Source organism: Enterobacter cloacae complex sp. P14RS, assembly GCF_014895895.1.
GTDB classification, from domain to species: Bacteria; Pseudomonadota; Gammaproteobacteria; order Enterobacterales; family Enterobacteriaceae; genus Enterobacter; species Enterobacter bugandensis.
Map to the genome: position 1 here is coordinate 231609 of NZ_JADBQM010000011.1, position 26930 is coordinate 258538.

General features: G+C 54.7%; 19 protein-coding genes. 9 read left to right on the forward strand and 10 right to left on the reverse strand.

Annotated features, from left to right (window positions below; all coding sequences use genetic code 11):
- The first annotated feature begins 5 nt into the window (after positions 1-5).
- Positions 6-860, forward strand: coding sequence for a beta-lactamase regulator AmpE (ampE, locus tag IM295_RS10375; protein WP_193066645.1), 855 nt, complete (start codon positions 6-8; stop codon positions 858-860).
- 18 nt (positions 861-878) lie between these two features.
- Here the strand turns inward: ampE and IM295_RS10380 are convergent, their stop codons facing one another.
- From IM295_RS10380 to IM295_RS10395, 4 genes are all read right to left on the reverse strand, one after another.
- Positions 879-1829, reverse strand: a complete 951-nt coding sequence (locus tag IM295_RS10380) for a family 43 glycosylhydrolase (RefSeq protein ID WP_048960896.1) — start codon at positions 1827-1829, stop codon at positions 879-881.
- A 10-nt stretch (positions 1830-1839) separates the two neighbouring features.
- Positions 1840-3237, reverse strand: coding sequence for a glycoside-pentoside-hexuronide (GPH):cation symporter (locus IM295_RS10385; protein ID WP_028015527.1), 1398 nt, complete (start codon positions 3235-3237; stop codon positions 1840-1842).
- A 164-nt stretch (positions 3238-3401) separates the two neighbouring features.
- Positions 3402-4772 carry an aromatic amino acid transporter AroP gene (aroP, locus tag IM295_RS10390; protein WP_028015528.1) on the reverse strand — a complete coding sequence of 457 codons (1371 nt, stop codon included), beginning with the start codon at positions 4770-4772 and terminating at the stop codon, positions 3402-3404.
- A gap of 46 nt (positions 4773-4818) precedes the next feature.
- On the reverse strand, positions 4819-5046 hold the full coding sequence (locus IM295_RS10395; protein ID WP_071993741.1) for a hypothetical protein: 228 nt from the start codon (positions 5044-5046) through the stop codon (positions 4819-4821).
- Between the two features lie 263 nt (positions 5047-5309).
- On the opposite strand from IM295_RS10395, the gene pdhR reads away from it, so the two are divergent.
- From pdhR to IM295_RS10420, 5 genes are all read left to right on the forward strand, one after another.
- Positions 5310-6074: a pyruvate dehydrogenase complex transcriptional repressor PdhR gene (gene pdhR, locus IM295_RS10400; protein WP_006173806.1), complete on the forward strand. Its 765-nt coding sequence runs from the start codon at positions 5310-5312 to the stop codon at positions 6072-6074.
- A gap of 123 nt (positions 6075-6197) precedes the next feature.
- Positions 6198-8861, forward strand: coding sequence for a pyruvate dehydrogenase (acetyl-transferring), homodimeric type (gene aceE, locus IM295_RS10405; RefSeq protein ID WP_028015529.1), 2664 nt, complete (start codon positions 6198-6200; stop codon positions 8859-8861).
- 14 nt (positions 8862-8875) lie between these two features.
- The gene (aceF, locus tag IM295_RS10410) at positions 8876-10774 is read left to right on the forward strand and encodes a pyruvate dehydrogenase complex dihydrolipoyllysine-residue acetyltransferase (protein WP_045259471.1); all 1899 of its coding nucleotides are present in this window, start codon (positions 8876-8878) and stop codon (positions 10772-10774) included.
- Between the two features lie 175 nt (positions 10775-10949).
- On the forward strand, positions 10950-12374 hold the full coding sequence (gene lpdA / locus IM295_RS10415) for a dihydrolipoyl dehydrogenase (RefSeq protein ID WP_193066673.1): 1425 nt from the start codon (positions 10950-10952) through the stop codon (positions 12372-12374).
- 266 nt (positions 12375-12640) lie between these two features.
- A complete protein-coding gene (locus tag IM295_RS10420) occupies positions 12641-14035 on the forward strand; it encodes a hypothetical protein (protein ID WP_226859467.1) in 1395 nt (464 codons plus the stop codon).
- A gap of 48 nt (positions 14036-14083) precedes the next feature.
- Here IM295_RS10420 and IM295_RS10425 read toward each other — a convergent pair whose 3' ends face one another.
- Together IM295_RS10425 and IM295_RS10430 are read right to left on the reverse strand one after the other, a co-directional pair.
- Positions 14084-14875: a DUF2950 family protein gene (locus IM295_RS10425; protein ID WP_193066646.1), complete on the reverse strand. Its 792-nt coding sequence runs from the start codon at positions 14873-14875 to the stop codon at positions 14084-14086.
- A gap of 10 nt (positions 14876-14885) precedes the next feature.
- Positions 14886-16433 carry a DUF3300 domain-containing protein gene (locus tag IM295_RS10430; protein ID WP_193066647.1) on the reverse strand — a complete coding sequence of 516 codons (1548 nt, stop codon included), beginning with the start codon at positions 16431-16433 and terminating at the stop codon, positions 14886-14888.
- A gap of 893 nt (positions 16434-17326) precedes the next feature.
- Here IM295_RS10430 and acnB point away from each other — a divergent pair.
- Together acnB and yacL are read left to right on the forward strand one after the other, a co-directional pair.
- On the forward strand, positions 17327-19924 hold the full coding sequence (gene acnB, locus IM295_RS10435) for a bifunctional aconitate hydratase 2/2-methylisocitrate dehydratase (RefSeq protein ID WP_193066648.1): 2598 nt from the start codon (positions 17327-17329) through the stop codon (positions 19922-19924).
- Positions 19925-20114: 190 nt separating this feature from the next.
- On the forward strand, positions 20115-20477 hold the full coding sequence (yacL, locus tag IM295_RS10440; protein ID WP_041911228.1) for a protein YacL: 363 nt from the start codon (positions 20115-20117) through the stop codon (positions 20475-20477).
- A gap of 31 nt (positions 20478-20508) precedes the next feature.
- Here the strand turns inward: yacL and speD are convergent, their stop codons facing one another.
- The 3 genes from speD to IM295_RS10455 all read right to left on the reverse strand — a co-directional run bounded on the left by speD (position 20509) and on the right by IM295_RS10455 (position 22636).
- A complete protein-coding gene (gene speD / locus IM295_RS10445; protein WP_028015535.1) occupies positions 20509-21303 on the reverse strand; it encodes an adenosylmethionine decarboxylase in 795 nt (264 codons plus the stop codon).
- Positions 21304-22173, reverse strand: a complete 870-nt coding sequence (speE, locus tag IM295_RS10450; RefSeq protein ID WP_193066649.1) for a polyamine aminopropyltransferase — start codon at positions 22171-22173, stop codon at positions 21304-21306.
- Between the two features lie 115 nt (positions 22174-22288).
- Entirely contained in the window at positions 22289-22636 is a 348-nt protein-coding gene (locus IM295_RS10455; protein ID WP_014882582.1) for a YacC family pilotin-like protein, read from the reverse strand.
- Positions 22637-22781: 145 nt separating this feature from the next.
- Between IM295_RS10455 and cueO the strand changes: the two genes are divergently transcribed.
- Positions 22782-24341 carry a multicopper oxidase CueO gene (cueO, locus tag IM295_RS10460; RefSeq protein WP_193066650.1) on the forward strand — a complete coding sequence of 520 codons (1560 nt, stop codon included), beginning with the start codon at positions 22782-22784 and terminating at the stop codon, positions 24339-24341.
- 74 nt (positions 24342-24415) lie between these two features.
- Here the strand turns inward: cueO and IM295_RS10465 are convergent, their stop codons facing one another.
- Positions 24416-26806 (reverse strand): glucose/quinate/shikimate family membrane-bound PQQ-dependent dehydrogenase, encoded by a 2391-nt coding sequence (locus IM295_RS10465; protein WP_045259476.1) that lies wholly within the window; start codon positions 26804-26806, stop codon positions 24416-24418.
- Positions 26807-26930 lie beyond the last annotated feature (124 nt).

The following is a 26930-nucleotide window of genomic DNA, read 5'->3' on the forward strand; positions in this document are numbered from 1 at the left end:
ATACCATGACGTTGTTTACCATGCTGCTGGTTATCATCGCTGAACGCCTGTTCAAGCTCGGCGAGCACTGGCAACTGGATCACCGGCTGGAGGTGTTATTCCGCCGCATTAAGCACTTTTCCATGCTGCGCACGCTGCTGATGATGGCGGGCGTCATGCTGATTACCTTCCTGCTGCTGCGCTCGCTGTACGGACTCTTTTTCAACGTGCCGCTGCTGGTGGTGTGGATCCTGCTCGGCGTGCTGTGCATTGGTGCGGGCAAGGTGCGTTTGCACTATCACGCCTACCTGAAAGCCGCCTCCCGTGACGATGCCCACGCGCGCGGCGCGATGGCGAGCGAGCTGACGATGATCCACGGCGTGCCGCCGGACTGCGACGAGCGCGAGTTCCTGCGCGAGCTGCAAAACGCGCTGCTGTGGATTAACTTCCGCTACTACCTTGCTCCGCTGTTCTGGTTTGTGGTGGGCGGCCCGTGGGGGCCGGTACTGCTGATGGGCTATGCGCTCCTGCGCGCCTGGCAGACCTGGCTTGCCCGTTATCTGACGCCGCATGAGCGTTTGCTGTCCGGCATTGATGCCATCCTGCACGTGGTCGACTGGCTTCCGGTGCGTCTGGTGGGCGTGGTGTACGCCTTAATTGGCCACGGTGAAAAAGCGCTGCCCGCATGGTTCGCTTCTCTTGGGGACCGCCATACGTCCCAGTACCAGGTGTTGACGCGCCTGGCGCAGTTCTCGCTGGCGCGCGAACCGCATACCGACAAGATCGAAACGCCAAAAGCCGCCGTCTCCATGGCGAAGAAAACCTCGTTTGTGGTGGTGGTGATTGTGGCGCTGCTGACGATTTACGGCACGCTGGTGTAACCCAGCGCGCCGCAGACGCTATAACGTATCCGCAGGCGGGATGCCGAAATCAGGCATCCCGTTTTCGTCCCAGCGGACAAGCTTCAGGCGAGTATGACGGTTCGGATCGTAAAGCGGATCGCCTTCAATTTCGGTGTAATTTCTTGCGTGGTACACCAATACATCTTCCCCTTCCGGCGTTTGCGTAAAGCTGTTGTGGCCTGGCCCGTACTGGCGGTTCTCGTAGCTGGTGACGAAAACCGGGCGAGGGGATTTGTGCCAGTTTGCCGGGTTTTGCGGATCGGCGTTCAGGTCTATCCACAGTAACCCCATGCAGTAGTTCTCATCGGTGGCGCTGGCGGAGTAGCTGATAAACAGCTTATCGCCGTGAACCAGCACCGCCGGACCTTCGTTGACCCAGAAACCACGGCATTCCCAGTCGTATTCTGGCTTGCTGAGCATCACCGGCTCGCCTTTCAGCGTCCACGGGTTCTCCATTTCGCACAGATAGAGGTTAGAGTTACCGGAAATATCCGGGGCTTTTTGCGCCCACAGGTACCAGCGTTTGCCCTGATGAACAAAGGTGGTGGCGTCCAGGGCGAAGGTGTCGAACGGGGTGTTGATTTGCCCTTTCTCGATCCAGGTACCGCTGAGCGGATCGCGGTCCACACACTCAATCGCAAACATGCGGTGCTGGAACATCCCGAGCGCGTCGAGCGCCTGGGTGTGCGTCGCGGCAAAATAGATGTACCACTTGCCGTCAACGTGGTGCAGTTCTGGCGCCCAGATTAGCTGGCTCATCGGGCCGGTCTCGGGTTTGCGCCAGACCACCACCTCTTCAGCGTCGCGTAGTCCTTCCAGCGAGTCTGCGCGGCGGATCGCCAGCCTGTCGTACTGCGGCACGGAGGCAATAAAATAGTACTGTCCCTCATGGCGTAAAATGTACGGGTCGGCGCGTTGTTCGATAAACGGGTTTGGCCAGTTATGCATGCGGCTTTCCTTATTTAGTCTCAGCGGCTTTGAGTTCCTGATAGTCATTCAGCTCGCGGTAGTTGGTACGGCGCTTTTCCAGATCGGCCTGGATCTGCTTCATGGTTTCGCGGTCCACCTTCAGCAGACGTACCACCCCAGCGGTAATTAAGTATCCAATGCCCGGAATGACGGTAAAGAGCAGCACGATCCCGTTAATGGCGTCCGCGCTTTGCGCTTTTGCGCCCGCGTCATAACCGTACCAGGAGAGCAGGAAGCCGACCATCGCCCCGGCAATCGCCAGGCCCAGTTTCAGGAAGAAGATGTTACCCGAGAAGCTGATCCCGGTGATGCGTTTCCCGGTTTTCCACTCGCCGTAGTCGTCCACGTCGGCCATCAGCGACCAGTGCAGCGGAGACGGGATCTGGTGCAGGATGTTCAGCAGGACGTAGAGCACCACGATGGTAACGGTGGCTTTCGGGTCGAAGAAATAGAAGGCGCAGGAGAAAATCGCCAGCACGATGTTGGTCCAGAAGAAGACCTTCAGCTTACACCAGCGGTCGGTCAGCACTTTCGCCAGCACGCTGCCAAGCATCATGCCGACAACGCCCAGGCTGATAAACAGCGTGGCGAAGTGGGTGCTCTGGCCCATCACCCAGGTGACGTAATACATGGTCGCCGCCATGCGGATAAAGCCCGGGCAGACGTTGCACAGCGTGAGCAGCAAAATGCGCACCCACTGGTCGTTTTTCCACACGTCTTTCAGGTCGTTTTTCAGTTCGTCGTTGGTTTGCACTGCCGGACGCACGCGCTCGCGCACGGTGGCGAAGCAGAACAGGAACATACAGGTACCAATCAGCGCCAGGACGGTCATCGCCATCTGGTAGCCTTTGGCTTTGTTATCCCCGCCAAACCAGTCGGCCATCGGCAGCAGCGTTAAGGAGAGCAGCAGCGTGGCGATGCCGACCAGCACAAAGCGATACGACTGGCAGGCCACGCGCTCTTTTGGATCGTTGGTGATCACTCCACCTAACGAGCAGTAAGGGATGTTGATGGCCGTATAGGTTAACGAGAGCAGGAAGTAGGTGACAAACGCATAGATAACTTTGCTGTTATAGCTCCACTCCGGGGTGGTGAACATCAGAATGCTGAACAGCGCGTAGGGGAACGCAATCCACAGCAGCCATGGACGAAACCGGCCATATTTACTGCGGGTACGGTCGGCAATCGCCCCCATGATCGGGTCCGTTACGGCGTCAATCACGCGGACAGACAGCAGCAGCACGCCGACCAGCGCAGGCGCCAGGCCAAAAATATCCGTATAGAAATAGTTAACAAACAGCATGATGGCGCCGAAGATGATGTTGCATCCCGCGTCGCCCATCCCATAGCCGATCTTTTCTTTTACTGACAGTTTGTTGTTATCCATCGACAGCTCTCCGGTTTACGGTATGGGGAGAATTATTCGCTGGCAAAGGAATATATGCGTTGCAGTATCAGGGCGGTGATATGGATAAATGTGCTGTTGGCGTGAAAGTGTGAAGGAGGTAACAACGCGCGGCACCCGCAAAAGCAGGTGCCGCGGCGAGAGGTTTAGTGCGCCTTCATGGCATTACGGCTTTTCTGGCTGAAGAGATAGCCAACGCCAAGGATCGCAATCCAGACCGGGATCAGGTAGACGGAAATCGCCATGCCCGGCGTGATCAGCATGATCACCAGCACGGCCGCCATAAACAGCAGGCAAATCCAGTTACCCAGCGGATAGAGCAGGGCAGGGAAGCGCGTGGTCACGCCCTGCTGCTGTTTCGCGCGGCGGAACTTCATGTGCGCCAGGCTGATCATCGCCCAGTTGATAACCAGAGCAGAGACTACCAGCGCCATCAGCAGGCCAAACGCCGATTCCGGTGCCATGTAGTTAATCAGCACGCACAGCGCGGTCACGATGGCTGAAACAATGATGGTATTCACCGGCACGCCGCGTTTATCCACGTTGAGCAGCATCTTCGGCGCGTTGCCCTGCTGGGCCAGGCCGAACAGCATACGGCTGTTGCAGTATACGCAGCTGTTGTAAACGGAGAGCGCTGCGGTCAGCACCACGATGTTCAGGGCGTTGGCGACAAAGGTATCGCCCAGCTCGTGGAAGATGAGAACAAACGGGCTGGTGTCAGCGGTCACGCGCGTCCATGGCAGCAGGGAGAGCAGCACGGCCAGTGAGCCCACATAGAAGATCAGAATACGGTAGATAACCTGATTTGTGGCTTTCGGAATGCTTTGCTCCGGGTTATCGGCTTCGGCGGCGGTAATACCCACCAGCTCCAGGCCGCCGAAGGAGAACATAATGATCGCCATCATCATCACCAGACCGGTCATGCCGTGAGGCAGGAAGCCGCCCTGTTCCCAGAGGTTACGCACGGTAGCCTGCGGGCCGCCGTTGCCGCTGAACAGCAGCCAGCCACCGAAGATGATCATCGCCACAACGGCAATGACTTTGATAATGGCAAACCAGAACTCCATCTCGCCGAATACTTTTACGTTGGTCAGGTTAATGGCGTTGATAATCACGAAGAAGGCTGCAGCAGACGCCCAGGTGGGGATCTCCGGATACCAGAACTGAATGTACTTCCCGACGGCGGTCAGCTCGGCCATAGCAACCAGAACGTACAGCACCCAGTAGTTCCAGCCGGAGGCGAAGCCCGCAAAGCTGCCCCAGTATTTGTAGGCAAAGTGGCTGAACGAGCCTGCGACCGGCTCTTCAACGACCATTTCGCCAAGCTGGCGCATGATCAGAAAAGCGATGAAACCCGCAATCGCGTAACCCAAAATAATACCCGGACCGGCTGACTGGATAACGGATGCGCTGCCCAGAAACAGGCCGGTACCAATCGCACCGCCCAGTGCGATAAGCTGTATATGGCGGTTTTTAAGTCCGCGCTTTAGCTGATCGCCGTGCTGTTGAGCTTCCATTTGAAACCTCGTGTGTGGTTGTTATGTTCACGCTGTGCGTGTGTAATTATGAAAGTCCATATTCTGTATTTATTTCTTTACGGTTAAACAAACCGAAAAAAGCGGAGATGACTTCCGTACGCGCCAGAATAGTGGTAAGCGCCTGCGAATGCACCTGCTTTATGAAGGGATGCTGACGACTTGAATAAAAAGAAAGCATTTGTAAATCGGCCCGCTTATTCTTCCTAACCCAACCTATAGAATAGAAATGCTTCTTAAGTGGGCGAATTTTCATTATTTGCCATGTTGAATCGCTTCAGATTGCAAAACCCCTCGTTTCATTATGGTTAAAACTCCCTCTTTGGGAGTAATCAACTCATTTGTGCAAAGTTACATTTCTGAAACGTTATTTCTGTAAGGTTGTTAAAATGTGCAGGGTTTACTGATTTCAATCAAAACCAATATGGACAGAAGGTGAATACTTTGTTACTTTAGCGATACGAACTAGAAATTGGTAAGACCAATTGACTCCGGGCAAAAAGGCGTAAGACAGGGAATATGGCCTACAGCAAAATTCGCCAACCAAAACTATCTGATGTGATTGAGCAGCAGCTGGAGTTTTTAATCCTCGAAGGGACTCTGCGCCCGGGTGAGAAACTTCCGCCAGAACGCGAGCTGGCAAAACAGTTCGACGTTTCACGTCCCTCTCTGCGTGAGGCGATTCAACGCCTCGAAGCAAAGGGCTTGCTGCTTCGTCGCCAGGGCGGCGGAACCTTTGTGCAAAACAGCCTGTGGCAGAGCTTCAGCGATCCGCTGGTAGAACTTCTCTCTGACCACCCAGAATCCCAGTTTGACCTGCTTGAGACCCGTCACGCGCTTGAAGGTATTGCGGCCTATTACGCCGCCCTTCGCAGCACTGATGAAGATCGCGTGCGTATCCGCGAACTGCATCAGGCCATTGAACGGGCACAGCAGTCCGGCGATTTAGACGCCGAGTCCAGCGCCGTTGTCCAGTATCAAATCGCCGTCACCGAAGCGGCACACAACGTGGTGCTCCTCCATCTGCTACGCTGCATGGAGCCGATGCTGGCCCAGAACGTTCGTCAGAATTTTGAATTGTTGTATGCCCGTCGGGAGATGCTCCCGCTGGTAAGCAACCATCGCACCCGAGTATTCGAGGCGATAATGGCCGGGGAGCCGGAGCAGGCGCGCGAAGCGTCGCACCGTCACCTGGCTTTCATTGAGGAAATCTTGCTGGACCGCAGCCGTGAACAATCGCGTCGCGAACGTTCATTACGCCGCATACAGCAACGAAAGGATTAAGCGCCAGGTACTTTTAGAGCGCGGCAACTAAACGCAGAACCTGTCTTATTGTGTTCTTGCCCAAGAGCACAATGGGACAGGTTCCAGACAAATCAACGTATTAGATAGATAAGGAATACCCCCATGTCAGAACGTCTCCAAAATGACGTGGATCCGATCGAAACTCGCGACTGGCTACAGGCGATCGAATCGGTCATCCGTGAAGAAGGTGTTGAGCGCGCTCAGTATCTGATTGATCAGCTGCTTTCTGAAGCTCGCAAAGGCGGCGTGAAGGTTGCTTCAGGTGCAGGGGCTAGCAACTACGTAAACACGATTGCCGTTGAAGACGAACCGGAATACCCGGGCAATCTGGATCTGGAACGTCGTATCCGTTCTGCAATCCGCTGGAACGCCATCATGACCGTTCTACGCGCGTCCAAGAAAGACCTGGAGCTGGGTGGCCACATGGCGTCCTTCCAGTCTTCTGCGACCGTTTACGAAGTGTGCTTCAACCACTTCTTCCGTGCAGCGAACGAGAAAGACGGCGGCGATCTGGTGTACTTCCAGGGCCACATCTCTCCGGGCATCTATGCACGTGCATTCCTGGAAGGTCGTCTGACTGAAGAGCAGATGAACAATTTCCGTCAGGAAGTTCACGGTAAAGGTCTGTCTTCTTATCCGCACCCTAAACTGATGCCTGAATTCTGGCAGTTCCCGACCGTATCTATGGGTCTGGGCCCAATCGGTGCGATCTACCAGGCTAAATTCCTGAAGTATCTGGAACACCGTGGTCTGAAAGACACTTCTGAGCAGACCGTTTACGCCTTCCTGGGCGACGGTGAAATGGATGAGCCAGAATCTAAAGGTGCGATCACCATCGCAACCCGTGAGAAGCTGGACAACCTGTGCTTCATCATCAACTGTAACCTGCAGCGTCTGGATGGTCCGGTAACCGGTAACGGCAAGATCATCAACGAACTGGAAGGCATCTTCGCAGGTGCTGGCTGGAACGTGATCAAAGTCATGTGGGGTTCCCGTTGGGACGAACTGCTGCGTAAAGACACCAGCGGTAAACTGATCCAACTGATGAACGAAACCGTTGACGGCGACTACCAGACCTTCAAATCCAAAGACGGTGCCTACGTGCGTGAGCACTTCTTCGGCAAATATCCAGAAACTGCAGCGCTGGTTGCCGACTGGACTGATGAGCAGATCTGGGCCCTGAACCGCGGTGGTCACGATCCGAAGAAAATTTACGCTGCACTGAAAAAAGCCCGTGAAACCAAAGGTAAAGCGACTGTAATCCTGGCCCACACCATCAAAGGTTACGGCATGGGTGATACCGCAGAAGGTAAAAACATCGCTCACCAGGTTAAGAAAATGAACATGGACGGCGTGCGCTATATCCGCGACCGTTTCAACGTTCCAGTGACCGATGAGCAGGTAGAAAACCTGTCTTACATCACCTTCCCGGAAGGCTCTGAAGAGCACAAGTACCTGCACGAACGTCGTCAGGCGCTGAAAGGCTACCTGCCAGCTCGTCAGCCTAACTTCACCGAGAAGCTGGAACTGCCAGCGCTGGAAGACTTCTCTCAGCTGCTGGAAGAGCAGAACAAAGAGATCTCCACCACCATCGCTTTCGTTCGTGCCCTGAACGTGATGCTGAAGAACAAGTCGATCAAAGATCGTCTGGTTCCAATCATCGCCGACGAAGCGCGTACTTTCGGTATGGAAGGTCTGTTCCGTCAGATCGGTATCTACAGCCCGAACGGCCAGCAGTACACCCCGCAGGACCGTGAGCAGGTTGCATACTACAAAGAAGACGAGAAAGGTCAGATCCTTCAGGAAGGTATCAACGAGCTGGGCGCAGGCGCATCCTGGCTGGCTGCTGCGACTTCATACAGCACCAACAACCTGCCGATGATTCCGTTCTACATTTACTACTCCATGTTCGGGTTCCAGCGTATCGGTGACCTGTGCTGGCAGGCAGGCGACCAGCAGGCTCGCGGCTTCCTGATCGGTGGTACTTCCGGTCGTACGACCCTGAACGGTGAAGGTCTGCAGCACGAAGATGGCCACAGCCACATTCAGTCTCTGACTATTCCTAACTGTATCTCTTACGACCCGTCCTACGCGTACGAAGTGGCAGTCATCATGCATGACGGCCTGCAGCGCATGTACGGTGAAGCGCAAGAGAACATTTACTACTACATCACCACCCTGAACGAAAACTACCACATGCCGGCAATGCCAGCAGGTGCCGAGGAAGGTATCCGTAAAGGTATCTACAAACTCGAAACCATTGAAGGTAGCAAAGGTAAAGTTCAGCTGCTGGGCTCCGGTTCTATCCTGCGTCACGTTCGTGAAGCAGCGCAGATCCTGGCGAAAGACTACGGCGTGGGTTCCGACGTGTACTCTGTGACTTCCTTCACCGAACTGGCGCGTGATGGCCAGGATTGTGAGCGCTGGAACATGCTGCACCCAATGGAAACCCCACGCGTACCGTACATCGCTCAGGTGATGAACGACGCGCCAGCGGTGGCGTCTACTGACTATATGAAACTGTTCGCTGAGCAGGTTCGTACATACGTTCCAGCTGATGATTATCGCGTACTGGGTACTGACGGCTTCGGTCGTTCTGACAGCCGCGAAAACCTGCGTCACCACTTCGAAGTTGATGCTTCTTACGTGGTTGTAGCAGCACTGGGCGAACTGGCTAAACGTGGCGAAATCGATAAGAAAGTGGTTGCGGACGCAATTACCAAATTCAACATCGATGCAGAAAAAGTTAACCCGCGTCTGGCGTAAGAGGTAAAAGAATAATGGCTATCGAAATCAATGTACCGGACATCGGGGCTGATGAAGTTGAAATCACCGAGATCCTGGTCAAAGTGGGCGACAAAGTTGAAGCTGAACAGTCGCTGATCACCGTAGAAGGCGATAAAGCCTCTATGGAAGTCCCGTCTCCTCAGGCTGGCATCGTTAAAGAGATCAAAGTCTCCGTTGGCGACAAAACCGAGACTGGCAAACTGATCATGATTTTCGATTCCGCCGACGGTGCAGCAGCAGCTGCACCTGCGCAGGAAGAGAAGAAAGAAGCCGCTCCGGCCGCCGCTGCTCCAGCAGCTGCCGCAGCAGCGAAAGAAGTGAACGTGCCTGACATCGGCGGTGACGAAGTTGAAGTCACTGAAATCCTGGTGAAAGTGGGCGATACCGTTGCGGCCGAGCAGTCACTGATCACCGTAGAAGGCGACAAAGCCTCTATGGAAGTGCCGGCTCCGTTCGCCGGTACCGTAAAAGAGATCAAGATCAACACCGGCGACAAAGTGTCTACCGGGTCGCTTATCATGATCTTCGAAGTTGCGGGTGCTGCACCTGCTGCCGCGCCTGCACAGGCCGCTGCTCCGGCTCCGGCCGCTGCACCAGCCGCTGCTGGCGGTGCGAAAGACGTTAACGTACCGGACATCGGCGGTGACGAAGTTGAAGTCACCGAAGTGATGGTAAAAGTGGGCGACAAAGTTGCCGCTGAACAGTCACTGATCACCGTTGAAGGCGACAAGGCTTCCATGGAAGTGCCTGCGCCGTTCGCGGGTACCGTTAAAGAGATCAAAATCAGCACCGGTGACAAAGTGTCTACCGGCTCCCTGATCATGGTCTTCGAAGTGGAAGGCGCTGCGCCTGCCGCCGCTCCGGCTGCTGCGGCTGCTCCAGCACCGGCTGCTGCACCGGCTCAGGCTGCTAAACCAGCCGCTGCCCCTGCTGCAAAAGCAGAAAAATCAGAGTTCGCTGAAAACGACGCTTACGTCCACGCGACTCCGCTGATTCGTCGCCTGGCGCGCGAATTCGGTGTGAACCTGGCGAAAGTGAAAGGGACCGGCCGTAAGGGTCGTATCCTGCGCGAAGACGTTCAGGCTTACGTGAAAGACGCGGTGAAACGCGCCGAAGCTGCACCTGCGGCAGCCGCTGGCGGCGGTATCCCGGGCATGCTGCCATGGCCGAAAGTGGACTTCAGCAAGTTCGGCGAAATCGAAGAAGTGGAACTGGGCCGTATCCAGAAAATCTCGGGTGCTAACCTGAGCCGTAACTGGGTGATGATCCCGCACGTTACGCACTTCGATAAGACCGATATCACCGATCTGGAAGCGTTCCGTAAACAGCAGAACGCCGAAGCCGAGAAGCGTAAGCTGGACGTGAAATTCACCCCAGTGGTCTTCATCATGAAAGCCGTTGCCGCTGCTCTGGAGCAGATGCCACGCTTCAACAGCTCCCTGTCCGAAGACGGCCAGAAGCTGACGCTGAAGAAATACATCAACATCGGTGTTGCGGTAGATACGCCAAATGGTCTGGTTGTTCCGGTATTCAAAGACGTGAACAAGAAGAGCATTACCGAGCTGTCTCGTGAACTGACCACCATCTCCAAAAAAGCGCGTGATGGTAAGCTGACTGCCGGCGAAATGCAGGGCGGCTGCTTCACTATCTCCAGCATCGGCGGCCTGGGTACCACCCACTTCGCGCCGATTGTTAACGCGCCGGAAGTGGCTATCCTCGGTGTGTCCAAGTCCGCGATGGAGCCGGTGTGGAATGGCAAAGAGTTCGTGCCGCGTCTGATGATGCCAATCTCTCTGTCCTTCGACCACCGCGTGATCGACGGGGCTGATGGTGCGCGTTTCATCACCATCATCAACAACATGCTGAGCGACATTCGCCGCCTGGTGATGTAATCGAAAAGCCGGCCAGTCGGCCGGCTTTTTTCTGATAATCTCATGGTGTTTATGAGGTTATTGGTGAAAGCGACAATTCGTGAGCCGTTTGTTGTTTCAAAATTGTTAACAATTTTGTAAACTGCGGGCGGATAGAACGACCCGGTGGACGACGGGTATAAACTAAGAGGTCATGATGAGCACAGAAATCAAAACTCAGGTCGTAGTACTTGGGGCAGGCCCGGCAGGTTACTCCGCAGCATTTCGTGCAGCGGATTTAGGTCTGGAAACCGTCATCGTAGAGCGTTACAGCACCCTCGGCGGTGTTTGTCTGAACGTCGGCTGTATCCCTTCTAAAGCGCTGCTGCACGTAGCGAAAGTTATCGAAGAAGCCAAAGCGCTGGCTGAACACGGTATCGTCTTCGGCGAGCCAAAAACCGATATCGACAAAATCCGTACCTGGAAAGAGAAAGTTATCACTCAGCTGACCGGCGGTCTGGCGGGTATGGCGAAAGGCCGTAAGGTCAAAGTGGTTAACGGTCTGGGTAAATTCACCGGTGCGAACACCCTGGAAGTGGAAGGCGGAAACGGCAAAACCGTTATCAACTTCGACAACGCGATCATCGCGGCAGGCTCTCGCCCTATCGAACTGCCATTCATTCCACATGAAGATCCACGCGTGTGGGATTCCACTGATGCCCTGGAGCTGAAAACCGTTCCTAAGCGTCTGCTGGTTATGGGCGGCGGTATCATCGGTCTGGAAATGGGTACCGTGTACCATGCGCTGGGTTCAGACATTGACGTGGTTGAAATGTTCGACCAGGTTATCCCGGCTGCTGACAAAGACATCGTTAAAGTCTTCACCAAGCGCATCAGCAAGAAGTTTAACCTGATGCTGGAAACCAAAGTGACTGCCGTTGAAGCGAAAGAAGACGGTATTTACGTTTCCATGGAAGGCAAAAAAGCCCCATCCGAACCACAGCGTTACGACGCCGTGCTGGTGGCTATCGGTCGTGTACCGAACGGTAAAAATCTCGACGCGGGCAAAGCTGGCGTGGAAGTGGACGACCGTGGCTTCATCCGCGTTGACAAACAGCTGCGCACCAACGTGCCGCACATCTTTGCTATCGGCGATATCGTCGGTCAGCCAATGCTGGCGCACAAAGGTGTTCACGAAGGTCACGTTGCCGCTGAAGTTATCGCCGGCATGAAGCACTACTTCGATCCGAAAGTGATCCCATCTATCGCGTACACCGAGCCAGAAGTTGCATGGGTCGGTCTGACCGAGAAAGAAGCGAAAGAGAAAGGCATCAGCTACGAAACCGCCACCTTCCCGTGGGCTGCTTCTGGCCGTGCTATCGCATCCGACTGCGCAGACGGTATGACCAAACTGATTTTCGACAAAGAGACTCACCGCGTAATCGGTGGTGCGATTGTCGGTACCAACGGCGGTGAGCTGCTGGGTGAAATCGGTCTGGCTATCGAAATGGGCTGTGACGCGGAAGACATCGCGCTGACCATCCACGCGCACCCGACTCTGCACGAGTCCGTGGGCCTGGCGGCTGAAGTGTTTGAAGGTAGCATTACTGACCTGCCAAACGCGAAAGCGAAGAAGAAATAAGTTTTGTTGTGATTGCTAAGCGCCTCCTTCGGAGGCGTTTTTTTTAATTTTATTCTTAGTTATTAATATATAATTAAATATTTAGCGCTTCATTTAACGGTTATTTATTAGGTAAATGTTTTAGAGTTCACCATTGATTATTATTATATGAAATTCTTATCAATATCGTTTGGAAAAATATTCTAAAAATTGATTTACCGGTTTGACATAATATTTAAAGGGTATATAACTATTTCGAAGGTATATTTTCAATAAAAGGATGTATTATGAATAGTTATGTTTCAATATCTGATATTCGTGATTTAAGAGTTATGGGAGCCAGAACGCAATTAGGAAATGCCTGGGCAAGTTCAACACACAAACTGATTGCGCTTGATAAAGAGACTCTACTGCCCGTGAGCGTTGACTGGTGGTATGAGGATGAATCCACACCTCGCCATACTGGCCCCATTTTTACCGATACACGTCCCGACGTGCGACTGCTTGCAAACTCTGATATCTATCGTCTGGGTGACGTTATTAATATCAGCAATATTGGTGGTTCAGGTGGCGCATTGGCCGCTATTAAAAATGATGGTGTTGTTGAAGCGTGGGGTATGCCAGAAAGCGGTGGTACTTCTCCGACCAGCGATCGTAATCATAATGTTAGGGCTATTTACGGTGGGCGAGAAATTTCTGCCGCCATTAACTCTAATGGACAGGTTTTTACCTGGTCTGTTGATGGTAATAATCCTCTGCCGGATCACATTGCAGCACTGACCGACATAGTAGCTATTAAAGTAGCTGAATATGGGTTTGATAGCGGAAGCAATTCTTATCTTGCGTTGCGGGCTAACAATCAGGTAGTACAGTGGACAGACGGTGCGCCTCGTGACGATTTTCCGAAAGATATTGCTGAACGCAAGGATTTCGTCGCTATCCAGACTACGGAATATGCCTTTGCAGGAATCACCCAAAATGGTCACGTGATCGCATGGGGGGATGGTGCATACGGAGGCGAGTTGCCGATTCATTTAAAAGAAGTTAACGATGTTATCGCATTACACAGTAATACTGGTACATTTGTGGCGCTCAGGGCTACAGGCAATATTTTTGCATGGGGAAGTGCTAAATACGGTGCTGATATACCAGACAATATAGCAAACCTGTCGGACATTGTTTCTATACATAGCACTGATACAACTTTCATTGCTTTGAGAAAAAATGGTAGTGTGGTTTTTTGGGGACAATCGTATTACTTAAGCGAGCTGCCACAAGAAATTGCGTGTCTGACTAATATTATCGATGTTCAGGCTGCTATTAATGGCAGCTATGCATTTTTAACATCAGATGGAGACGTATACTGCTGGGGGCATGTCGCTAATCGTATGCCCCAAAATGTAACAAATGTAGTTTCTCTGACAGGTGGTGCCTGGAATGCATTTGCGGCGCTTCGTCGTGATGGCACTGTATTAGCCTGGGGAGATAAATACGAAGGCGGAGATACTACCCCGGTAGCTCAGGAATTATACAACATTCGCGCTATCTATTCGTGTGGCTATCGCTTTATCGCGTTGCGTGATGATGATCAAGTCTTTGAGTGGGGCGAAGAGGCAAGAACCGACATTTCAAAAATGCCGGCAAATTTAAAAGGCAATATCACCTATAGCTTCGTTAAATAAAATTTGAATTAAAAGTGACCGCTGCCCAGCACTTTCGCCGGGCAGTGATTAAGGCGTTACCTTTTGCCAAGGATTTTCTGATGTAAACTGCCCGATTGCCTGCACTGCATCTTCCGTTTCCTTTCCAAGATCTCGCTGATAGACTCGATCGTCCTGGTTTATCACAAAGCTCATGACGCCTGTCTGACCATAGCTGACAGGCCACGCCACCATCGCGAAACCGTGATTATCTGGCAGGATGCGGAAGCGATAGCCATGGTAACCCGCGCCTGGCTCTTTAGGGCTAAATGCCGGACCAAGCGGGCTTGGCGCTTCGCCGGGCGAGACGGGCCAGTACAGACCGTCCTTTTTCCCCTCAGAACTGACAATCTTCTGCGCGTATTTCTGGTTCATCGCAAAATAGCTCTGCTGAGCGGCCACGTAGGCATGCAGAGCTTCAATGGAGGCGAGTTCGTTGCGCCCAATTTCGCGGGTCAGGATCTCCTCGGCGCCTTCTTTGATGTCAAACTGCCAGCCGGAGGCGGTTTTGATCACCGGAATGGGAAGTTGCCAGCCGCTGTCTCCGACAACCAGATGCGCTTTATCGCCTTCGACAATGGTGTTATGACGGACTTTCCAGTCGCGCAGAAAGCGATCGACTGCGTCAGGATCAACGCCTTCAGGGGGCAGGAAGTCGCGCCAGTTCTCACCGAGCAGGTTGCTCATCGCGCTTTCGTTTTGCTCGCGGATGGCGCTTTCCAGCGCATTGGTAGCCTGTTCTGGTGAGCTGAAGGATTGCTGCGCCATGACGGTCGCCGAGACCATGAACAACACCATTCCACTGAGTAATTTACGTTTCATGTCGGCTCCCTTAGCGATGACGGAATTCACGGTGTTCAGCACGTCCAGCCGCTGCCGGGCGTAGCTGCTGCTGACGAGCGGCGAGGTGTCTGCTTTGCGCCCCACGCTGCTGCTGCGCCTGCCAGTTGGCGGAACGGCTGTCGTTGCCGCTCAGTGCATTGGCCCGGAGCTGACTGTTTCGCTGCTGGAAGGGACGTTGCTGAGAAGGCTGGACCCGTTTCTCTTGTCTCTGCGCGGTGGTCTGGCGGTTTTCTCGCTGCTGCGTGGTGGCCCGCTTCGCCGTCTGCGGTTTGGTGTCATAGCCACGGTAGTTATTGCGCTGAGAAATCTGTTTCAGCTGTTCACTTGAGGCCTGTCGCTGCGCCGCTTTCGTGCCCGGGCGAGCAGTCTGTGGGAAGGTTTTACCTGTCGATTTCTCCATCTGGCTCAGCGCCGCCTGACGCTGGCTATCGCGATTAACCGGTTGTTGCGTTGCACTAAGCCCCGTGGCCGTGTTGGTGGAGTGGAAACGCGTGTTGAGCTGGTTTGTCGGGTAGGGGACACCTTCCCGATAGGCCGGGTTGTGCTGCCAGATACGGTTGGCGTCCGTCAGGCGTTGTCCGCTGATTTTATTGAAGTTCTCAACGTTAATATTGATGTTGTTATCACCGTTGCGGTTGTAGCCGCCGTGATTATCCCAGTCACCGTCATGATGATGGTCCCAGTCATCGTCATCATCCCAGTCGATATTGCTGAAGATGGCATAAGTTGTGGCGACACCCAGGCTGAAACCTAAGCCGTTGACGAAGCTGTTGCCAAACTGCTCCCCGGGTGACGGCGGGAGATAGGTTGGCGGATAAGCGGTGTTGGGCCAGGTTCCGTAAACCGTATTGGGATTATAGGTGGGGACGTAAACCACCTGCGGGTCGGCAGATTCAATTTGGATCACCGTCGGGGCCGGTGCGGACGTGGTGGTTGACGTTGACTCGGTGGTGCTGGTTTTTGCCGGTGCGGGTTTCGTTACCGTGGTGACCGTCTGCTGAGGCGTAGATTGCAAGGCGCCGGTCTTCTGCGCCAGCGCGCGCAACCGTTGTACCGAATCCATTACATCTTTCGGCTGCGCGAGAAACGCATCGCCCAGATTTTGTACCCACGGCGGATTCTCTCCCATCAGCGACATCAGCTGAGGAAACGCGACCAGGGATTTTACGCTGGGATCCCAGGGCTGGCTGGCAACGGCCTGAATCGCGGCGTCCCCTTCCATTTTGGGGTTGTCTTTGGACCACTGCGCCGCTTGAATCACGTTGGCCGGGTAGGTCGAGGCCATCAAGATTTGTGACAGCAGAGCATCCGGGTAGAGCGCGATGGGGGCAACCCACTGATCGATTTGCGCGGCGGTGTAGGTTGGCGCGACAACAGGGGCCGGCTGGGCTGCGGTAGGCGCTGACGGTGGTTGCGCGACGGGGGCTGGCGCAACGGGTTCCGTTGCACGACTTTTGACAAACATGACGCCTGAGGCGGCAAACAGCCCGGCACTGCACAGAAGGACAAGCAGATGTGGCTTAAAGGGCAACTTCATAAAATGACTCCAACTAGACAGGCGCTGTGCCGTGAGGCGTTACGGTTGGCGTGAGTATTATTCACCCGTCTTTTACTGTTTTGACTTTTATTGGGAAGCGTCCGGTACGTCCGGATAAAGAGTGTGAGTATTTATTACACAATTATATGTGATGCGGGAAAAGGCGCCGGGAATTCAGAAGGCCGCTCTTACGAGCGGCCAGCAGCTAGTTGCCGAGGTTGACGACAAACAGCACCGAGATGTCGGATATGTTCCAGCCACCGTGCAGCGCAGTTAGCAGTAAACCAATCGCAACGATCAGCGCAGTGATTCGCATCTCCATTGCGTGCGTTCCTGTACAGGCTACGCGGGTTCCTTCTTCACCGGAAAAGGCAGAACCAGGCAAATGAGTACATTGCCGCGTAGGTTACGGAACTGCTTCCGGGCCCGGTGACTGGTTGCTACACCAGCGAAGCAGGCCGGGGGCAACAGTATTACAGCCGAAATGGACTGAAAAGAGGTGAAATGCAGTTTCATCCTTTTACATTCGAAACTGGATGGCGGCTCGTAAACACAAAACATGTGCTTGCGGATCTGCATACTCAGGAGCATTATTCATGCCGAGTGCATTGCCGCAAATCTGCCAACCCGGTGTGCTACCACCGCAAGGCAACAAAATAACCGCTATCAGGCGGTTTTTTTGTCCCCAAAATTCACCTCGTCTCCCCGCTACACCATGCTTAACGATTCAGCAAACTTTTTAATGTTGCTTTTTTGTAAACGGATTAACACTGTGCAGAAATCCTGCTATGCTGCCCGACGCGGTATCGGGCATTTACCCTACAAACTGCTGTCTCACAGGAGCGTGAAGAGAACGCCCGCCGCATATGACAATGAGAGCGAGGAGAACCGTCGTGCTAGAAGAATACCGTAAGCACGTAGCAGAACGTGCCGCCGAGGGAATTGTACCCAAACCTTTAGATGCAACCCAAATGGCCGCGCTCGTCGAGCTGCTGAAGAACCCGCCTAAGGGCGAAGAAGAATTCCTGTTAGATCTGTTGATCAACCGCGTACCGCCTGGCGTAGATGAAGCTGCCTACGTAAAAGCCGGATTCCTTGCTGCTATCGCCAAAGGCGAAGCCACCTCCCCACTGGTTACTCCTGAAAAAGCCATTGAACTGCTCGGCACCATGCAGGGTGGTTACAACATTCATCCGCTGATTGACGCGCTGGATAACGACAAGCTGGCACCGATTGCCGCTAAAGCGCTCTCTTCCACGCTGCTGATGTTCGATAACTTCTATGACGTAGAAGAAAAAGCCAAAGCGGGCAACGTCTATGCGAAGCAGGTGATGCGGTCCTGGGCCGATGCCGAATGGTTCCTGAACCGCCCTGCGCTGGCGGAAAAAATTACCGTGACTGTCTTTAAGGTGACCGGTGAAACCAACACCGATGACCTGTCTCCGGCACCGGACGCGTGGTCTCGTCCTGATATCCCGCTGCACGCCCTGGCGATGCTGAAAAACGCCCGTGAAGGCATTGAGCCAGATCAGCCGGGCGTGGTGGGCCCGATCAAACAGATCGAAGCGCTGCAACAAAAAGGTTTCCCGCTGGCCTACGTCGGTGACGTTGTGGGTACCGGTTCTTCCCGTAAATCCGCCACCAACTCCGTACTGTGGTTCATGGGCGACGATATTCCGCACGTGCCGAACAAGCGCGGCGGCGGCCTGTGCCTCGGTGGCAAAATTGCGCCAATCTTCTTCAACACCATGGAAGATGCGGGCGCGCTGCCAATTGAAGTGGATGTGAGCAACCTGAACATGGGCGACGTGATTGACGTCTATCCGTATAAAGGCGAAGTGCGCAACCACGAAACCAACGAGCTGCTGGCAAGCTTCGAACTGAAAACCGACGTGCTGATTGACGAAGTGCGTGCCGGTGGCCGTATTCCGCTGATCATCGGGCGCGGCCTGACCACCAAAGCGCGTGAAGCGCTGGGTCTGCCGCACTCCGACGTTTTCCGTCACGCGAAAGACGTGGCAGAAAGCAACCGCGGCTTCTCGCTGGCACAGAAAATGGTGGGTCGCGCGTGCGGCGTAGCCGGTATTCGCCCTGGCGCATACTGCGAGCCGAAGATGACCTCCGTGGGCTCTCAGGACACCACTGGCCCAATGACCCGTGACGAACTGAAAGACCTGGCGTGCCTGGGCTTCTCTTCTGACCTGGTGATGCAGTCCTTCTGCCACACGGCGGCCTATCCTAAGCCGGTTGACGTGACCACGCACCACACGCTGCCAGACTTCATCATGAACCGCGGCGGTGTCTCTCTGCGTCCGGGTGACGGCGTCATCCACTCCTGGCTGAACCGTATGCTGCTGCCGGATACCGTGGGTACCGGCGGTGACTCCCATACCCGTTTCCCAATCGGTATCTCCTTCCCGGCGGGCTCCGGCCTGGTGGCGTTTGCTGCAGCGACCGGCGTAATGCCGCTGGACATGCCTGAATCGGTGCTGGTGCGCTTCAAAGGTAAAATGCAGCCGGGCATCACTCTGCGCGACCTGGTTCACGCGATCCCGCTGTATGCCATCAAACAGGGCCTGCTGACCGTTGAGAAGAAAGGCAAGAAAAACATCTTCTCTGGCCGTATCCTGGAAATTGAAGGTCTGCCGGATCTGAAAGTTGAGCAGGCATTTGAGCTGACCGACGCCTCCGCCGAGCGTTCTGCGGCTGGCTGTACCATCAAGCTGAACAAAGAGCCGATCATTGAGTATCTGACTTCCAACATCGTGCTGCTGAAGTGGATGATTGCAGAAGGCTACGGCGATCGTCGTACGCTGGAGCGTCGTATTCAGGGCATGGAGAAATGGCTGGCGGATCCGCAGCTGCTGGAAGCTGACGCAGACGCAGAGTACGCGGCGGTGATCGACATCGATCTGGCGGATATTAAAGAGCCAATCCTGTGTGCGCCGAACGATCCGGACGATGCGCGTCTGCTCTCTGACGTGCAGGGCGATAAGATCGACGAAGTTTTCATCGGCTCCTGTATGACCAACATCGGCCACTTCCGTGCTGCCGGTAAGCTGCTGGATACCCACAAAGGCCAACTGCCGACCCGCCTGTGGGTGGCACCGCCAACCCGTATGGACGCGGCTCAATTGACCGAAGAGGGTTACTACAGCGTGTTCGGTAAGAGCGGGGCGCGTATCGAAATCCCTGGCTGCTCCCTGTGTATGGGTAACCAGGCGCGCGTGGCCGACGGTGCGACGGTGGTTTCCACCTCTACCCGTAACTTCCCGAACCGTTTAGGTACTGGTGCGAACGTCTACCTGGCCTCTGCGGAGCTGGCGGCGGTTGCGGCGCTGATTGGCAAACTGCCAACGCCGGAAGAGTACCAGACCTTCGTGGCGCAGGTGGATAAGACGGCGGTGGATACCTATCGCTATCTGAACTTCGACCAGCTTTCTCAGTACACCGAGAAGGCTGACGGGGTGATCTTCCAGACGGCGGTATAATCAGCAAAACCGTCTCTACGAGACGGTTTTTAGTATTTGCACCCTCTCCCGTGGGAGAGGGACGGGGTGAGGGCATCAGGCCGCAGGGTCTTGCTCTCACCTTTTTATTTTCATTCCTCCCACCTCTCCCGCTTTTTTTCTTTCCCTCTGCTGCGATAATTACCCTAATGGCTTTGCAGAGGAAAACGCTATGGATTACGAATTTTTGCGCGACATCACCGGCGTGGTGAAAGTGCGCATGTCGATGGGGCACGAAGCCGTTGGACACTGGTTTAACGAAGAGGTGAAAGAAAATCTCGCCCTTCTTGATGAAGTCGAACAGGCGGCAAATACGGTGAAAGGCAGCGAGCGCTCCTGGCAACGCGCCGGACATGAATACACCTTGTGGATGGATGGCGAAGAGGTGATGGTGCGCGCCAACCAGCTTGAGTTTTCAGGGGATGAGATGGAAGAGGGGATGAGCTACTACGACGAAGAGAGCCTGTCGCTGTGCGGCGTGGAAGACTTCCTGCAGGTAGTGAATGCCTACCGTGAGTTTATGAAACAGAAGTAACTCCCCGAAGCGTCCCTGCTCCGGGCAACACTTACACGGCCGGAATATTGCGGCCGTAGTAGATTTCGCGCATCTCTTTCCAGAGCAGGTCGGTGATGACCTTGCGCTCTTCTTCACTTAAATCTTCCGGCTTCGTGTGGAACATGTAGTGCTTAAGGTCGAACTCCTTAAGCATCATCTTGGTATGGAAAATGTTTTCCTGGTACACGTTCACGTCCATCATGTCATACAGCGATTTCATGTCCTCGGACATAAAGTTCTGAATGGAGTTGATCTCGTGGTCGATGAAGTGCTTCATGCCGTTGATATCACGGGTAAAACCGCGCACGCGATAATCAATCGTGACGATGTCCGATTCCAGCTGGTGGATTAAATAGTTCAGCGCGTTCAGCGGGGAAATCACGCCGCAGGTCGACACTTCAATATCCGCGCGGAACGTGCACAGCCCACCTTCCGGGTGGCTTTCCGGGTAGGTGTGAACGCAGATATGGCTTTTGTCGAGGTGGGCGACGACCACTTCCGGCAGCGGACCCGGGTGTTCGGTTTTGTCAATAAGCTGCGGGTCGACCGGCTCTTCGCTGACCAGAATGGTGACGCTGGCACCCTGGGGCTCATAATCCTGTCGGGCGATGTTCAGAATATTGGCACCGATGATCGAGCAGGTTTCTGACAGAATCTCGGTCAGACGGTTGGCGTTGTAGAGTTCATCGATATAGGCGATGTAACCATCGCGTTCTTCCGCTGTTTTGGCATAGCAGATATCGTAAATACAAAAACTCAGGCTTTTGGTCAGGTTGTTAAAGCCATGTAGTTTAAGCTTTTTCAATTAGCTCACCCCCTTAGTGGATAATGCGTCTTGCAGGTACTGCGGCAGAGCAAACGCTGCGGTATGAATAGCCGGATTGTAGTAGCGGCACGTGAGCCCGGCCTGATGGAAGCGGGCCTGGATTATTTCGGTAGAGAGATGACGCAGCAAGTCGTTATCCGTTGCCCATGCAAAGGTCATGATCCCGCCGTAATAGGTTGGAATGGCCGCCTGATAGAAGCTGACGTCACCGAAATAGGTGCTGAGCTTGCGATGGCTGTCGAGGGCTTCATCCTGCTGCAGGAAGCAGACACCGTTTTGTGCGACGAAGATACCGCCAGGGTTCAGGCAGCGCTTGCAGCCTTCGTAGAACGAGGAGGTAAACAGCGACGCGCCGGGGCCGATGGGGTCGGTGCAGTCAGAGATAATCACGTCGAAGGTCTGCGTGGTCTGGTTAACAAAGTTAACGCCGTCGTCGATAACCAGATTAAAGCGCGGATCGTCATAGCTGCCGGCATTATGGTTGGGCAGATACTGGCGGCAGAAAGAGACCACGCCCGCATCGATCTCAACCATGGTGATGGTTTCAATGGAACGATGACGTGAAACCTCGCGCAGCATTGCGCCGTCGCCGCCGCCGATAATCAGAACATGCTTCGCGTGTCCGTGGGCCAGCAGCGGAACGTGGGTCATCATCTCATGATAGATAAACTCGTCGCGCTCGGTCGTTTGCACAACGCCATCCAGGGCCATCACGCGGCCAAAGGCGGCGTTTTCGAAGATGATCAGATCCTGGTGATCCGTTTTCTCATGATAGAGCACGTTATCAACGGCAAGGTACTGACCAAACTGGTCATGCAGTGTTTCATGCCACAACGTGTGGTCGGCCATACGCGGACTCCTCCTTTGTTAACATCCGTAACGCTCACAAAAAATGAGCGAAACATGATAGCTAACTATAACCGTGGTTGCACGGGTATAGGTTGAACAGGGGGCGTCGGGAAGGTTATTTCACGTAGGCGAGCAGGCTGAGCGAATCGCGGGCCAGCGCTTTGCATTTTTTAGCCGTGGGAATGCCAATACCGCTCAAGTCACGGTAGCTGTCTTCACCGAGCGCCTTCATGTCAAAGCTGTCATAATTGCTGAGATCCCACTGGTTCTGCTGGGCGAAAAAGACCAGCGCGCGGCGAATTTGCCCGTTGGGTAAATTCTGGTAGCCACAATCATTTTTCAGGAATACAAAAACCGCCGTTAAATCGGCCATATCTTCCGCTTCATTTTCACTGAGCGCATAGCTGTTCGCACACATTGCCATCAGGCTTCCGAACAAAATTGTCCTGAAAAACGTCTTCATTGCTTCTACCACTTCTTCACGGAAAATTAACGTTAGCACACTTGATGCCAGTGCGACGATCTTTATTATTGCCGCTTTACTTGACCTTCCGGTAAGGGGAGGGTTTATGCTCAAAAGATCGCATGCTGGAAATAAGGAAATGAACATGCAACGTCGTGATTTTTTAAAATATTCCGCTGTGCTGGGGGTTGCCAGCGCATTACCACTCTGGAGCCGCGCGGTTTTTGCGGCTGAAAGGCCTGCCTTACCCATTCCTGACTTACTGACCGCAGACGCCCGTAGCCGTATTCAACTCGTTGTTCAGGCCGGTAAAACCTCCTTCGGCGGGCACAGCGCTACTACCTGGGGCTACAACGGCAATCTGCTCGGCCCGGCACTTCAGTTACGCAAAGGGAAAGCGGTGACGGTGGATATCCACAATACGCTTGCCGAGGAGACCACGCTGCACTGGCACGGGCTGGAAGTCCCGGGCGAAGTGGATGGTGGTCCCCAGGGCGTTATCAAGCCTGGGGGTAAACGCAGCGTAACCTTTACCCCTGACCAGCGGGCGGCAACCTGCTGGTTCCACCCGCATCAGCATGGCAAAACGGGCCATCAGGTGGCAATGGGGCTGGCCGGACTGGTGTTGATTGAGGATGACGAAAGCAGTCTCCTGCGCCTGCCAAAACAGTGGGGTATCGACGATGTGCCGGTGATTGTGCAGGACAAAAAATTCAGCGCGGACGGGCAGATTGACTACCAGCTGGACGTGATGAGCGCGGCGGTCGGCTGGTTTGGCGATACGCTGCTGGCCAACGGCGCGATCTATCCGCAGCACGCCGCCCCGAAAGGCTGGCTGCGCCTGCGCTTGCTTAACGGCTGTAACGCCCGCTCGCTGAACTTCGCCACCAGCGATAAGCGCCCGCTTTACGTGGTGGCAAGCGACGGCGGCCTGCTGCCAGAACCGGTAAAAGTGAGCGAGCTGCCGATGCTGATGGGCGAACGCTTCGAAGTGCTGGTGGACATCAGCGACGGCAAGCCGTTTGACCTGGTAACGCTGCCTGTCAGCCAGATGGGGATGGCAGTGGCGCCGTTTGATAAACCGCATCCGGTGTTGCGCATTCAGCCGCTACAGGTCACGGCCTCCGGTATGCTGCCGGACACCTTAGCCACGCTGCCAGCTCTCCCGTCGCTGGATGGGCTCACGCAGCGTAAGCTTCAGCTCTCCATGGACCCGATGCTTGACATGATGGGCATGCAGGCGCTGATGAAAAAGTATGGCAATCAGGCCATGGCGGGAATGCACCACGGCCAGATGATGGGCCACATGAATATGGACCACGGCAAAATGGGCGGTATGGATCACGGCGGTCACGGGTTCGATTTCCACAACGCCAACAAGATCAACGGCAAAGCGTTCGATATGAACACGCCGATGTTTGCCGCCACGAAGGGACAGTTTGAGCGCTGGGTGGTTTCAGGGGAAGGGGACATGATGCTGCATCCGTTCCATATCCACGGCACGCAGTTCCGTATTCTGTCTGAGAACGGTAAAGCGCCGGAAGCGCATCGAGCAGGCTGGAAAGATACGGTGAGAGTGGAAGGCGGCGTCAGCGAGGTGCTGGTGAAGTTCGACCACGAAGCGCCTGAAGAGTTTGCCTATATGGCGCACTGTCATCTGCTGGAGCATGAAGATACGGGGATGATGCTCGGTTTTACCGTATAAAAAAAACCGGGTGGCGGCTTCGCCTTACCCGGCCTGCATTGCTAAAAACGGCAACTTTCGTTGCCGTTTTGCTTTTATTTGCCTTCGTCCGGCAATGCATACGCGACAATATAGTCGCCCATCTTCGTACCAAACGAACCGTGACCACCCGCAGAAATGACAACGTACTGCTTGCCATTCACTTCATAGGTCATCGGCGTTGCCTGTCCACCGGCCGGCAGACGGCCTTGCCACAGTTTTTCACCGTTGGTCATGTTATACGCGCGCAGGTAGTTATCTGCGGTTGCCGCGATGAACAGCACGTTACCGGCTGTGGAGATTGGACCACCCAGCATTGGCATACCCATATTGAACGGCACTGGAATCGGCATCGGGAACGGCATGCTGTCCTGTGGGGTACCAATACGTTTTTTCCAGACGATCTGGTTGGTTTTCAGATCCAGACCGGAGATGTAACCCCAGGCTGGCTGTTTACACGGCAGACCAAACGGAGACAGGAACGGGTTCAGGGTAACGCCAAACGGTACGCCATACTGCGGCTGGATACCGGCTTCGGTCCCGCTGCCTTTCGCGTCTTTCGGCTGCTCCATCGGGTTACCCGGACCGCGTGGGATCAGACGGGAAACGAACGGCAGCGCCATTGGGTTGGCAATCGCCACCTGACGGTTAGGGTCGACGGAAATACCGCCCCACTCAAACATTCCCAGGTTGCCCGGGAAGACCAGCGTACCCTGCTCAGACGGCGGCGTGAAGATGCCCTCATAGCGCAGCTGATGGAACATCACGCGGCACACCAGCTGGTCAAACATGGTGGCACCCCACATGTCTGCACCGCTGAGGTCTTTCTTCGGACGGAAGCTCAGGTCAGAGAACGGCTGGGTTTTGCTGACGTAATCGCCTTTGGCCGCACCCTGCGGAACCGGTTTTTCCGGGGCAGGCACAACCAGCTTACCGTTGCTGCGATCCAGCACGAAGATGTTGCCGGTTTTAGCCGGAGCGTAAATGACCGGCACGGTTTTACCGTTAACGGTAATGTCCGCCAGCGTCGGCTGGGACGGCATATCCATATCCCACAGATCGTGGTGAACGGTCTGATAGCTCCACGCCAGCTTACCGGTGGTTGCGTTCAGCGCCAGGATAGCGCTCGCATAACGTTCCTGCTCCGGCGTGCGGTTACCGCCCCAGATATCCGGCGTGGATACGCCCATCGGCAGGTAGACCAGGTCCAGCTTCGCGTCATACGCGGCTGGTGCCCAGGAGTTCGGCGAGTTGAAGGTAAAGGTGTGCTCGTCAGACGGGATCGCGTTTGGATCTTTCGCGCCCGGGTCGAAAGCCCACAGCAGTTTACCGGTGTTCACGTCGAAACCACGGATAACGCCGGAGGTTTCACGCGTAGAGAAGTTATCCGTTACCGAACCGGCAATCACGATGGTTTTATCGGTGATGATTGGCGGGGAGGTTGGCTCATACAGACCCGGCGTGGTGTCCGGCATGTTGGTCTGCAGGTTCAGAATGCCTTTGTTGGCGAAGGTTTCGCACAGCTTGCCGGTCTCAGCGTTGATGGCAAACAGACGGCCATCGTTCACCGGCAGCATAATGCGGCGAGGACAGTCAGCAATGACTTCCGGGCTGGCATTATCGGCGCGCGCTTCGTGGTAAGAAACGCCGCGGCAGGTGACATGCTGGAAGGACGGGTTGGAGTTTAGCTGCGGATCGAAGTGCCATTTCTCTTTACCGGTGGCCGCGTCGAGCGCGAACAGACGCTGGTGCGCCGTACACAGGTAGAGCATATCGCCGACTTTAATTGGCGTCACTTCATTGGTCAGTTCACCCGGATCGTTCGGCATCTTCAGGTCGCCGGTACGGAATACCCAGGCTTCCTTCAGGTTCTTAACGTTGTCCGCGTTGATCTGCTTCAGCGGGGAGTAACGTTGACCTTCCTGGTTACGGCCATAAGCAGGCCAGTCACCGTCAGCGACCTGCGAGATAGCTGCCGCAGGCGTGGACTCCGCGTTCAGCGTACCGTTGATCTCCTGAGGGTCGTTAAAGCCAGCCCAGGTGAGAATGCCGCCGCTGATTAACAGCGCCACCAGCAGGGCTGCAACGGCACCGCTGGAAGGGACAATCAGGCGGCGCCAGACAAACGGCAGGATCAGCCAGATACCGAAGAAGACCAGGATGTCGCTGCGCGGCGTCAGGGCCCAGAAATCGAAACCGACTTCCCAGACGCCCCAGAGCATGGTGGCAAGAAGGAGGGCGGCATACAGCCACAGTGCGGATTGTTTTCTACGCCAGAGCAGGACGGTTACGCCAAGCATAACCAGGCCCGCAATCGGGTAGTACCAGGAGCCGCCGATCGCGACCAGCCACACGCCACCGATTAACAGGTACAGGCCGCAGAAGGCGGCGAATAGCGCTGTTAGTGTCACCAGTAGACGCGGCTGTTTAGTGTTTGTTTCAGCCATAAAAAGTGTACTCGTCAGTTTTTGTTAATAATTTGCTAGCAACTAATTATAGGTGTTAACAAGTGTGATCGGAATCACAATATTTGCTTTTTATAACTCATACGCCAGGCTTATCCATTTACTG

Coding starts and splice junctions, on each gene's coding strand:
- ampE (WP_193066645.1), top strand. CDS start 6: ATGACGTTGTTTACCATGCTGCTGGTTATCATCGCTGAACGCCTGTTC.
- IM295_RS10380 (WP_048960896.1), bottom strand. CDS start 1,829: ATGCATAACTGGCCAAACCCGTTTATCGAACAACGCGCCGACCCGTAC.
- IM295_RS10385 (WP_028015527.1), bottom strand. CDS start 3,237: ATGGATAACAACAAACTGTCAGTAAAAGAAAAGATCGGCTATGGGATG.
- aroP (WP_028015528.1), bottom strand. CDS start 4,772: ATGGAAGCTCAACAGCACGGCGATCAGCTAAAGCGCGGACTTAAAAAC.
- IM295_RS10395 (WP_071993741.1), bottom strand. CDS start 5,046: ATGAAAATTCGCCCACTTAAGAAGCATTTCTATTCTATAGGTTGGGTT.
- pdhR (WP_006173806.1), top strand. CDS start 5,310: ATGGCCTACAGCAAAATTCGCCAACCAAAACTATCTGATGTGATTGAG.
- aceE (WP_028015529.1), top strand. CDS start 6,198: ATGTCAGAACGTCTCCAAAATGACGTGGATCCGATCGAAACTCGCGAC.
- aceF (WP_045259471.1), top strand. CDS start 8,876: ATGGCTATCGAAATCAATGTACCGGACATCGGGGCTGATGAAGTTGAA.
- lpdA (WP_193066673.1), top strand. CDS start 10,950: ATGAGCACAGAAATCAAAACTCAGGTCGTAGTACTTGGGGCAGGCCCG.
- IM295_RS10420 (WP_226859467.1), top strand. CDS start 12,641: ATGAATAGTTATGTTTCAATATCTGATATTCGTGATTTAAGAGTTATG.
- IM295_RS10425 (WP_193066646.1), bottom strand. CDS start 14,875: ATGAAACGTAAATTACTCAGTGGAATGGTGTTGTTCATGGTCTCGGCG.
- IM295_RS10430 (WP_193066647.1), bottom strand. CDS start 16,433: ATGAAGTTGCCCTTTAAGCCACATCTGCTTGTCCTTCTGTGCAGTGCC.
- yacL (WP_041911228.1), top strand. CDS start 20,115: ATGGATTACGAATTTTTGCGCGACATCACCGGCGTGGTGAAAGTGCGC.
- speE (WP_193066649.1), bottom strand. CDS start 22,173: ATGGCCGACCACACGTTGTGGCATGAAACACTGCATGACCAGTTTGGT.
- IM295_RS10455 (WP_014882582.1), bottom strand. CDS start 22,636: ATGAAGACGTTTTTCAGGACAATTTTGTTCGGAAGCCTGATGGCAATG.
- cueO (WP_193066650.1), top strand. CDS start 22,782: ATGCAACGTCGTGATTTTTTAAAATATTCCGCTGTGCTGGGGGTTGCC.
- IM295_RS10465 (WP_045259476.1), bottom strand. CDS start 26,806: ATGGCTGAAACAAACACTAAACAGCCGCGTCTACTGGTGACACTAACA.